Source organism: Rhodococcus sp. HM1 (assembly GCF_023218075.1).
In the GTDB taxonomy this organism is placed as follows: Bacteria; Actinomycetota; Actinomycetes; order Mycobacteriales; family Mycobacteriaceae; genus Rhodococcus.
This window is the reverse complement of record NZ_JALPTB010000121.1, coordinates 1-10,208: the sequence shown is the minus strand read 5'-3', so window position 1 is coordinate 10,208 and position 10,208 is coordinate 1. Positions and strand designations below refer to the sequence as shown.

The following is a 10,208-nucleotide window of genomic DNA, read 5'->3' as shown; positions in this document are numbered from 1 at the left end:
CGCCGGGGAACTTCTCGTCGCAGTCTCCCGGCTACTCCCCCGTCCCGACGCAGCTGAGCGTGGGCGACGCGATCTCGTACGGATGGTCGAAGTTCAGCGCGAACGCCGGGGTGTGGATCGGTTTCATGATCGTGGCCCTCGTCATCCAGGGTGTGATCAACCTCATCTTCGGCGGTTTCAACACCGACGGTGACTTCACGCTGTGGCGCGCGATCGGCACGATCGTGAGCGCGATCGTCGGTTACCTCATCCAGGCCGCGTACGTCCGCGGTGCGCTGCACGAGATCGACGGCAACAAGCCTGCGTTCGGCTCGTTCTTCCAGTTCACCAACGTCGCCGCGGTGATCATCGCGGGCGTGCTCGTCGGCCTCGCGACGGTCATCGGGTTCGTGCTCCTGATCATTCCCGGCCTGATCGTCATGTTCCTGACCTGGTGGACGCTGCCGTTCGTCATCGACAAGAACCAGGATGCGATCACCGCGATCAAGTCCAGCATCCAAGCGATCTCCTCCAACGTGGGGACCTTGCTGTTGCTTGCGCTGGCCGTGGTGGGACTCAACATCGTCGGCGCACTGCTGTGCGGGCTGGGTCTGTTCGTCAGTGTTCCCGTGACGCTCATCGCCTCGACCTATGCGTACCGAGTGACCATTGGGGGTCCTGTGGCACCCTGATCGGGCAGCGTGCGGACATTTCGACCATATCGACGAGTGCTGCACGGGCGATGTACCGTGCAGCATCCGCACGCCCGACGACAAGGGAGAGACATGACCACCGGGGGATATCCGCCTCAGTCCGATCCACACAGTTCGGGGGCATACCCCGCACCTCAGTACGGCGGACCGCAGGCATCCGGGCAACCGGCCGACTACACCACGCACTTCCCGAACCCGATCACCTCGGGCTACGAGCCGCCCCAGCAGAATCCCCCGCAGTACGGTGCACCGGTCGGTGGCCCGCAGTACGGCGCCCCGCAGTACGGCGGTCAGCAGTACGGCGGTCAGCAGTACGGCGGTCAGCAGTACGGTGGCCAGACCTCGACGCCGCAGTACACCGCCCCGCCCGCCGGCCCCCAGTACGGTGCGCCGCAGTACGGCGACCAGCAGGCCCCGCAGTTCGGTAACCAGCAGTACGGCAACCAGCAGTACGGTGCCCCGCAGCAGCCCGGCCAGCAGTACGGCGCCCCCCAGTTCGGCGCTCCGCAGTTCGGCGCACCGCAGCCTGCCTCTGGCCCGGGTGCCGGTCAGCCGGGCGAGCTGCTCCCGCGACTGGGCGCGCGCGTCATCGACGCACTGATCGTGGGTGTCCCGTTCGCGATCCTCACCGCGATCGTCGCCATCGCCGACGTCTTCTTCCTGACCGCGGTGGTCGGCCTGCTCTCCGGCGTCGCGATGCTCGGCTACGCGACGTACTTCGAGTCCACGAAGGGCGCGACGGTGGGCAAGAAGGTGCTCGGCCTGTCGGTGACCGGCCCGAACGGCGGGCTCCCCACGCTCGAAGAGGCCGCGAAGCGCAACGCCTACCTGGGACTGCAGGCGCTGACCTGGATTCCGATCCTCGGCTGGCTGTTCAACATCGCTTCGCTCGCCGCGTACATCGGCGTCGCAGTCACCATCGAGCAGAGCCCGACCAAGCAGGGCTTCCACGACAAGTTCGCGGGCGGCACGCAGGTCGTCAAGTCCTGATCCGTCCCACCCCGACCGCGGGCCCCGTCCACTCCGGACGGGGCCCGCGGCGTTTTGTCCGTACTTCGCGTTGTCGCGCCGCGAGTGCTTGGATGGCCGGGTGACAGAGCATGCATCGACCCCGAAGAATCCCGCCACCGGCCCGGTCGCCACAACCGATCATGCGGCGTTCGCGCACGTGGCGCGCAGCTACTACCCGGGGATCGTCGCATTGTTCACGACGGTGCTCATCATCTCCAACATCTGCGCGACGAAGGGCGTCGCATTCTTCGGCGACGCCGACGTCGCGGTCGGCTCACTGCAGATCCTGCCGATCCTGACCGACGGCGGTTTCTTCCTCTTCCCGCTCGCCTACATCCTGGGCGACGTCCTGAGCGAGGTGTACGGGTTCGCGGCGACCCGGCGCGCGGTGCTGTTCGGGTTCGGCGCGGTCGCCCTGGCCGCCCTGTGCTTCTGGATCACCGGCCTGCTGCCGCCCGCCGACTTCTACGAGAACCAGGAGGCGTTCGACGCGGTCCTCGGGGTCGTCCCGCGCATCCTGCTCGCCGGTCTCTCCGGTTACCTCGTCGGCCAGTTGCTGAACTCGTACGTGCTGGTGCGGATCAAGGAGCGCACGAAGGAGAAGTACCTGTGGGCCCGGCTGATCGGGTCCACGGTGGTCGGCGAGTTCGCCGACACGCTGATCTTCTGCGCGATCGCCGCGGGTGCGATCGGTATCTCGACGTGGACGGACTTCACCAACTACGTGATCGTCGGATTCCTGTGGAAGACGCTCGTGGAGATCGTCGTCATGCCGATCACGTACCGCGTGATCGCGCACGTGAAGAAACACGAACCGACCTATTCGGCGGTCTGACTACCGGCGGGCACCCGCGTAGAACCGGCCGAGGGTGTCCGCCTTGTACTCGGCGAAATAACCACCCTCGATCGACGCGCGGATCTCGTCGACGAGCCGCACGGTGAACCGCTCGTTGTGGATCGTGCACAACGTCGACGCCAGCATCTCCTTCGCCTTGAACAGGTGATGGATGTAGGCGCGCGTGTAGTTCGCGCACGTGTAGCAGTCGCAGTTCTCGTCGATGGGCGTGAAGTCCCGCCGGAAGCGGCTGGTGTTGATATTGAACCGGCCGTCCGGATGGTAGATCGCCGCGTTGCGGGCGACCCGGGACGGATTCACGCAGTCGAAGGTGTCGGCTCCGTGTTCGATCGCGACGAACATGTCGTCGGGTTCGCTGATGCCGAGCATGTGGCGGGGTTTGTGGGCGGGCAGTTCCTCGGTGCACCAGCGCACGATCGTGCCGAGGTTCTGCTTCTCGAGCGCCCCGCCGATGCCGTATCCGTCGAATCCGCGCCCGGACTCGCCGACGATCGATTCGAGGCCGCGGCACGCCTGCCGCCGCAGATCCTCGTACTGCGCCCCCTGCACCACACCGAACAACGCCTGGTACGGACGGTGAGCGCGTTCGGCGGTGAGCTTCTCGTGCTCGGAGATGCAGCGCACCGCCCACGCCTGCGTCCGCGCGAGCGACTCCTCCTGGTAGCGCCGCGTGTTCATCAGAGTGGTCAGCTCGTCGAACGCGAACATGATGTCGGCGCCGAGCTGATGCTGGATCCGCATCGAGACCTCGGGGGTGAACCGGTGCCGGGAGCCGTCGAGGTGCGACTTGAAGGTGACGCCGTCGTCGTCGACGTGCGCGAGCCGTTCCTTGCCCTTGGCGATGACGTCGTCGGACTGCACGCCGACCGCCTCCATCGCCAGCACCTTCTTGAATCCGACGCCGAGGGACATCACCTGGAATCCGCCGCTGTCGGTGAACGTCGGGCCGTCCCAGTTCATGAACTTGCCGAGCCCGCCGGCCTCGTCGACGATCTCCGGTCCCGGCTGCAGGTACAGGTGATACGCGTTGGCGAGCAGGGCCTGCGCGCCGAGATCCTTCATCGACTCGGGCAGCACCGCCTTGACCGTCGCCTTGGTGCCGACACCGACGAACGCCGGCGTGCGGATGTCGCCGTGCGGGGTGTGGATGGTGCCGGTCCGGCCCAGACCGTTGTCCAGCCGGGCGCCGACGGTGAAGAACGGGTCGGGCGGAGTCGGCACTGCGGAGTCGGTACTGCGTGGGGCGTTCACCCGACGATTGTGCCAGTCACCGGACACCGACCGGCCGGAGGTCCCCGGCCCTGCGCCGGCGCGCCACGCCTCTCGCCACCGCTTTGCCGACCTCGTCGACCCACAGGACGACCGAACCCACCGCGACGGCCAGCGCCCACTGCGGCAGGGTCAGCGACGTGGTGTCGAAGAATCCCTGCAGCACCCCGGCCTGCACCACGCAGACCTGCAGCACGATCACGGCGGCGATCGCGATCCACACGCTGTGGTTGGTGAACGTCTGCAGCGAGAAGACCGATCCCAGGTTCGACCGCACGTTGAACAGGTTGAACACCTGGAAGAACACGAACGTCGTGAACGCCAGGGTCGTCGCGAACAGCGGGTCACCGGCGCTGTCCGGGAAGAGATCGGGCGCGAAGTACAGCACCGCGATCGTGCCGGCGGCCATCACGACACCCAGCCCCAGGATCCGCCGGACCCGGGCCGCGTTCAGCAGTGCCTCGTGGGCCGCTCGCGGCGGGCGTTTCATCGTGCCCGGCTCGGCCGGGTCGACGCCGAGCGACAGGGCCGGCGGCCCGTCCATGATGATGTTCACCCACAGGATCTGCAGCGCGGTGAACGGCGCGCCCCCGGCCAGGCCCAGCGCCCCGGCCGCGAGGAAGATCAGCACGAACCCCCACGCGGTGGTGAGCTGGAACTTCACGAACTTGACGATGTTGTCGTAGATCCCCCGGCCCTCGGCGACCGCGGCGACGATGGTCGCGAAGTTGTCGTCCGTGAGGATCATGTTCGCGGCGCCCTTGGACACGTCGGTACCGGTGATCCCCATGGCCACGCCGATGTCGGCCTGCTCGAGGGCGGGCGCGTCGTTCACACCGTCGCCGGTCATCGCGACGATCTCCCCGCGGGCCTGCAGGGCCTTGACCACCCGGATCTTGTGCTCGGGCGCCACCCGGGCCAGCACCCCGAACTCCGGCGCGCGGTCCTGCAGGGCGGCGTCGTCGAGCCGGTCGAGATCCGCTCCGCTCGCGGCGCTGCCGGGGATGCCCAGCTGCCGCGCGATCGCCGTGGCCGTCACCAGGTGGTCGCCGGTGATCATGTGCACGGCGATTCCGGCGCCGTGCGCGACCTCGATGGCGTGCTTGGCCTCCGGTCGCGGCGGATCGACGATCCCGACGACCGCGTACACGGTCAGTTCGTCCACGCACCGTTGCAGGGCGTCGGCGTCGCCGCGGGGCACCGCGTCCAGGTCGCGGCCCGCGATCATGAGGGTGCGCAGGCCCTCGCCGGCGAGGTCGTCGATCGCGGCCCTGATCCGGTGGTGGTCGGCCTCGTCGAGCGGCATCGGGCCGCCGGCGCCGAGCATCGTCGTGGCCCGGTCGAGCAGCACACCGGGCGCGCCCTTCACGAAGACGCGGTAGCCGCCCTCGGGAACCGAGTGGAAGGTGGCCATGTACTTGTAGGCCGAGTCGAACGGCACCTCAGCGAGCCGCGGCAACGCAGTCCGCGCCCCGTCGACGTCGATGCCACCCTTTTCCGCCAGCACGACCAGCGCGCCCTCGGTGGGATCGCCGACCAGGACGCCGTCGTGGACGGCCGCGTCGTTGCACAGCGCCATGCCCAGCAGCGCGGCCGTCATGTCCGGTGCGGGCAGGCCGTCGCCGACGAGGATCTTGCCGTCGGTGCCGTAGCCGCTCCCGGTCACCCGGAAACTGCGGCCGCGCACGAGCAACCGCTGCACCGTCATCTCGTTGAGGGTCAGCGTGCCCGTCTTGTCGGTGGCGATGTGGGTGGTGCTGCCGAGGGTCTCGACCGCGGACAGTTGCTTGACGATCGCGCCGCGCGCGGCGAGCCGGGACGCACCCATGGCGAGGGTGAAGGCGACCACGGCGGTCAGGCCTTCGGGGATCGTGGCGACCGCGAGGGAGACGGCGGTCAGGAGCAGATCCGACCAGGACTGGCCGCGCAGCAGGCCCAGCACGAAGACGAGGGTGACGGTGACGAGCGCGACGATCGTCAGCGTTCCGGCGAGCTGGCCGATGCGGCGTTGCAGCGGGGTCTGTTCCACCCCGGCGGTGCCGAGGAGGGTGGCGATCGCCCCCATCTCGGTGTGCATGCCGGTGGCGGTGACGATCATCTCGGCACGCCCGCGGGTGACCTGCGTGTTCATGAACAGCATGTCGGTGCGGTCCCCGAGGGGCGCGGCCGGGTCGGCGACGGGGTCGATCTCCTTGTCGACGGGATGCGATTCCCCGGTGAGCGCGGCCTCGGCGACCTGCAGGCGCACGGCGGTGACGAGCCGTCCGTCTGCGGGGACGGTGTCGCCGGCCTCGAGCAGCACGACGTCCCCGGGGACCAGGTCGGCGCGCGGCAGGTCGGCTTCCCGTCCGTCGCGGCGGACCTGCGCAGTCGAGACGGACATCTGCCGCAGTGCCTGCAGGCTGTTCTCGGCGCGGGCCTCCTGCACGTAGTTGAGGACGGTGTTCAATGCGATGACCGCGAAGATCACGACCGGGGTTTCCCATTCGCGGGAGACGGTCGCGCTGACCACCGCGGCGATCACCAGCACGAGGGTCATCCGGTCGGCGAGCAGCGCGGCCACCTTGCGCCACACCGGAACACGCGGCGCCTCGTCGAGCAGATTGGGTCCGTGTTCGGTCTTGCGCCGTTCGACCTCGACGGCGGACAGTCCTGTCGCCGGGTCGACCCCGAGCGCGGCGGCGACCTCGACGGGCGCCCGGCTGTGCCACGGCGATTCGACGACGTCGGTCATGGGCTCCCACGCTATCGGTGGATCGCCCGGCGTGCCCGGCGTTCCACTGCACGGCCGCGCTGTTCGTGATGTGCTGGACGGGCAGGTACATCGTCGAAGGATCGGAGGAGCCATGAGCGAGCCGTCGGATGCGGACGCGGTCACCGTTCTGGAGGAAGACGAGTGCTGGGAGCTGCTGCGAACCGAGAAGGTGGGCCGGCTCGTGGTGACCGCAGACGGCCGTCCGGACATCTTTCCGGTGAACTATGTCGTCGGTGACCGGAAGGTGTACTTCCGGTCCGGGGAAGGCAGCAAACTGTCGGAGCTGGCGGTGCACGCGGAGGTCGCGTTCGAGGCCGATGTCGTCGGCGATCGCACCGCCTGGAGCGTCGTCGTGCACGGTCGAGCACGAATCCTCACGCATTTCAACGAGATTCAGGCGGTGGAGGAACTCGGTCCGACGCCCTGGGTGTCGACACCGAAGTACAACTTCGTGGAGATCACCGCGACCGAGATCACAGGTCGTCGTTTCGCGCTCGTCGAGCACTGACCGGTGACCGAACCCGGGCAGCACCGCCTGCTCATGCGGTGCATGCTCCTCTCGGTCGCGACCGCCCTGACCACGATGGCGCTCAAGGCCGGGGCGGCGTGGATCACCGGGTCGGTGGGCCTGCTGTCCGACGCGCTCGAGTCGGGCGTCAACCTGGTGGCCGCGGTGGTGGGGGTCTTCGCGTTGCGGGCCGCGGCGAAACCCCCGGACGAGAATCACGATTTCGGGCACGGCAAGGCCGAATACCTTTCCGCCGCAGTGGAAGGCGCGATGATCTTCGCGGCGGCCGGGGCGATCGTGTGGACGTCGGTGGAACGCCTGCTGGAACCCCAGCCGCTGACCGAGCTGGGGCTGGGCCTGTTCCTGTCGGCGGGATCGTCGGTTCTCAATCTCGCGGTCGGGCTCCTGCTGCTGAGGGTCGGGCGGCAGCATCGTTCGATCACGCTGATCGCCGACGGCAAGCACCTGCTCACCGACGTATGGACGTCGGTGGGGGTTCTCGTCGGTATCGGCCTGGTCGCCCTGTTCGGCTGGTACGTCCTCGATCCGATCGTGGCGTTGCTCGTCGGCCTGAACATCCTGCGTATCGGCTACGGCCTGGTGCGCGAATCCGTTGTCGGATTGCTCGACGCGGCGCTGCCCGCCGACGACGTCGCGCAGGTGCAGCAGGTGCTCGATCGATACCGCGACGAGTCGGTGACGATCCTGCCGCCCCGCACCCGGGCCTCGGGCCGGCAGCGTTTCGTGTATCTCACGGTGCGCGTGCCCGGCGACTGGACGGTGCGGGCGGGACACGATCTGCTCGACCGGGTCGAGGACGATGTGCGCTCGGCCCTGCCGGGAACCACGGTGTTCACCCACCTGGAACCCATCGGCAAGGTCGCGCGGCGTCGCTGAACCTGCAGGTCAGTTCCCGACCGCGAGACCCACGCCCAGGCTCACCATGAGCACCGCGACGGCGCCGTCGAGGATCCGCCAGGCGCCGGGTCGCGCGAACCACGCCCGCAGATACCGCGCGCCGTAGCCGAGCGCACCGAACCACACGATGCTCGCGGCGACGGCGCCGGCACCGAACCACCACTTGCCCGGGTTGCCGTGGGTGTTGGCGACCGATCCGAGCATGAGGACGGTGTCGAGGTAGACGTGCGGATTGAGCCAGGTCAGCGCGAGACAGGTCGCGAGCGCGGCACCGACGGTGATCGCCCCGCCCGGGGCCGCGCTCAACGCGGACGGTCGCAGGGCGCGCCGGGCCGCGAGCAGACCGTACGAGACGAGGAAGATCACACCGCCCCAACGAATCACTTCGAGCGCGCCGGGGGCTCGATCGAGGACGGTCGCGATCCCGGCGATACCGGCGGCGATGAGCACCGCGTCGGACAGGGCACACACGACGATCACCGGCAGCACGTGCCGGCGCGCGATGGCCAGGCGCAGGACGAACGCGTTCTGCGCTCCGATCGCGACGATCAGCGAGAGTCCGGTGAGGAAACCGGCGAGGACGAGGTTCACGACGACCACGTTAGGAAAGGTCACGAGATAAGAACAGTTGATTTTCCTTAAGGAACATTAGAGTTTCTTCATATGGATCTGGACTTCGCTCAACTACGCACGTTCGCCGCGGTGCTGGACGAGGGCACCTTCGACGGCGCCGCCGCGGTCCTGCGGATCACCCCGTCCGCCGTGAGCCAGCGCATCAAGGCCCTCGAACAGCAGGTCGGGCAGGTGCTGGTGCGCCGGACCCGACCGGTGACCGCGACCGGGCCCGGGGAGGCGATCATGCGGCTGGCCCGCCAGGTGGCCCGGCTCGAGCAGGACACCGCGGAGGCGCTCGGCCTCACCGCGAGCGCGGACAACTACGTGACCGTCCCGCTCGTGGTCAACGCCGACTCGATGTCCACCTGGATGCTGCGGGCGCTGGCCCGGATGCCGCAGCACCACCGCGCGCTGTTCGAACTGCTGCGCGAGGACGAGTTCCATTCCACCTCGCTACTGCGGGACGGCACGGCGATGGCAGCGGTCACGTCGGTACCCGATCCGGTGCAGGGCTGCACGTCCGAAAACCTCGGCGCCATGCGGTATCACGCGATGGCGAGCGTCGACTTCGCGGCGCACTGGTTCCCCGACGGGATGACCACGGCCGCGTTGCGCGAGGCGCCGATGCTCACCTTCGACCGCAAGGACGACCTGCAGAACCGCTTCCTCCGGAGGCACACCCGCAGCCGGTTCGACCCGCCGCGCAACTACGTGCCGGGTGCGCGCGAGTTCGTCGACGCCGCGCGCCTGGGGCTCGGCTGGGGCATGCTGCCCGAACCGATGCTCGATTTCGCGCTCGGCGACGATGTGCTCGACCTCGCACTCGGCGGCGATGCCGATCTGGTGCAGCTGGCCCCGGACGAGCCGTTCGACGTGCCGCTGTACTGGCAGCGCTGGCGGTTGGAATCGCCCGTTCTGGACGCGCTCACCGAGGTGGTGCGGCGCACGGCGCGGGAGGTGCTGCGCCCGTCAGTCGCCTGACATCGAATCCAGCCGGGCGAGCAGCGGGGCCGCCTCGAGAAGTTTGGCCGCCTCGTCCTCGCTCATCCCGTCGAGGAGCCGGCGGACGCCGTCGAACCACATGTCGTCGATCCGGCTGTTGTTGCGCTCGGCGAGGGGTGTCTGGTGCAGGCGGTGCGAGCGGCCGTCGTGGGGGTCGACCTGCCGTTCGACCAGGCCGCGGTCGACGAGGCGGCGGACCGTGGTGCTGACGTTGCTGCTCTGCAGGCCCAGATAGCGGGCGACCTCGGACACCGTGCTGCCGGGGCGTTCGGCCAGTGTCCGGAGCACCTCGATCTCCGACTGGGGAAGCAGGGACAATCCCGCCTCCTTCTCCCCGAAACGGCGCAGCGCCCAGACCAGCGAGCGGGCGGTCCGGGCCAGGCGCCGGACGTCCTCGTCGGATGGGGTGGTGCCGTCGGCGGCGGGCGGATCGTTGGACACGCCCGCAGTCTAGCCGCTATTTTAGATATACTTTTAGATCTACTTCTAGATACATCCCCACTCGAAGGGTCGTCTTGAACCAGCACTCCCAGCACGCGGGCACCGCCGTGGCCGAGCCCGCCGACGCCTCCGCCGCTCCCC

10 protein-coding genes are annotated in these 10,208 nt (G+C 68.6%); 6 read left to right on the top strand and 4 right to left on the bottom strand.

The window, feature by feature from the left end; all coding sequences use genetic code 11:
• The 3 genes from M1M07_RS31135 to M1M07_RS31125 form a co-directional block, all read left to right on the top strand.
• Positions 1-671, top strand: a 671-nt coding sequence (locus M1M07_RS31135) for a hypothetical protein (protein ID WP_248676625.1), incomplete at its 5' end; no start/stop codon positions are given.
• 93 nt (positions 672-764) lie between these two features.
• Positions 765-1,682: an RDD family protein gene (locus M1M07_RS31130; RefSeq protein ID WP_248676624.1), complete on the top strand. Its 918-nt coding sequence runs from the start codon at positions 765-767 to the stop codon at positions 1,680-1,682.
• Between the two features lie 100 nt (positions 1,683-1,782).
• A complete protein-coding gene (locus M1M07_RS31125) occupies positions 1,783-2,538 on the top strand; it encodes a queuosine precursor transporter (RefSeq protein WP_197252135.1) in 756 nt (251 codons plus the stop codon).
• Here M1M07_RS31125 and tgt read toward each other — a convergent pair whose 3' ends face one another.
• The gene (gene tgt, locus M1M07_RS31120; RefSeq protein WP_248676623.1) at positions 2,539-3,810 is read right to left on the bottom strand and encodes a tRNA guanosine(34) transglycosylase Tgt; all 1,272 of its coding nucleotides are present in this window, start codon (positions 3,808-3,810) and stop codon (positions 2,539-2,541) included.
• Positions 3,811-3,826: 16 nt separating this feature from the next.
• On the bottom strand, positions 3,827-6,562 hold the full coding sequence (locus M1M07_RS31115; protein ID WP_248676622.1) for a calcium-translocating P-type ATPase, PMCA-type: 2,736 nt from the start codon (positions 6,560-6,562) through the stop codon (positions 3,827-3,829).
• 112 nt (positions 6,563-6,674) lie between these two features.
• Between M1M07_RS31115 and M1M07_RS31110 the strand changes: the two genes are divergently transcribed.
• Together M1M07_RS31110 and M1M07_RS31105 are read left to right on the top strand one after the other, a co-directional pair.
• Entirely contained in the window at positions 6,675-7,091 is a 417-nt protein-coding gene (locus M1M07_RS31110; RefSeq protein WP_197252132.1) for a pyridoxamine 5'-phosphate oxidase family protein, read from the top strand.
• Positions 7,092-7,124: 33 nt separating this feature from the next.
• Entirely contained in the window at positions 7,125-7,988 is an 864-nt protein-coding gene (locus M1M07_RS31105) for a cation diffusion facilitator family transporter (RefSeq protein WP_248676626.1), read from the top strand.
• A 9-nt stretch (positions 7,989-7,997) separates the two neighbouring features.
• Here the strand turns inward: M1M07_RS31105 and M1M07_RS31100 are convergent, their stop codons facing one another.
• Entirely contained in the window at positions 7,998-8,600 is a 603-nt protein-coding gene (locus tag M1M07_RS31100; protein ID WP_197252142.1) for a LysE/ArgO family amino acid transporter, read from the bottom strand.
• 72 nt (positions 8,601-8,672) lie between these two features.
• On the opposite strand from M1M07_RS31100, the gene M1M07_RS31095 reads away from it, so the two are divergent.
• Positions 8,673-9,605: a LysR family transcriptional regulator ArgP gene (locus tag M1M07_RS31095; protein WP_197252130.1), complete on the top strand. Its 933-nt coding sequence runs from the start codon at positions 8,673-8,675 to the stop codon at positions 9,603-9,605.
• On the opposite strand, the gene M1M07_RS31090 is transcribed toward M1M07_RS31095, so the two are convergent.
• Positions 9,594-10,067 (bottom strand): MarR family winged helix-turn-helix transcriptional regulator, encoded by a 474-nt coding sequence (locus M1M07_RS31090; protein WP_197252129.1) that lies wholly within the window; start codon positions 10,065-10,067, stop codon positions 9,594-9,596. The genes M1M07_RS31095 and M1M07_RS31090 overlap by 12 nt on opposite strands.
• Positions 10,068-10,208: the final 141 nt, after the last annotated feature.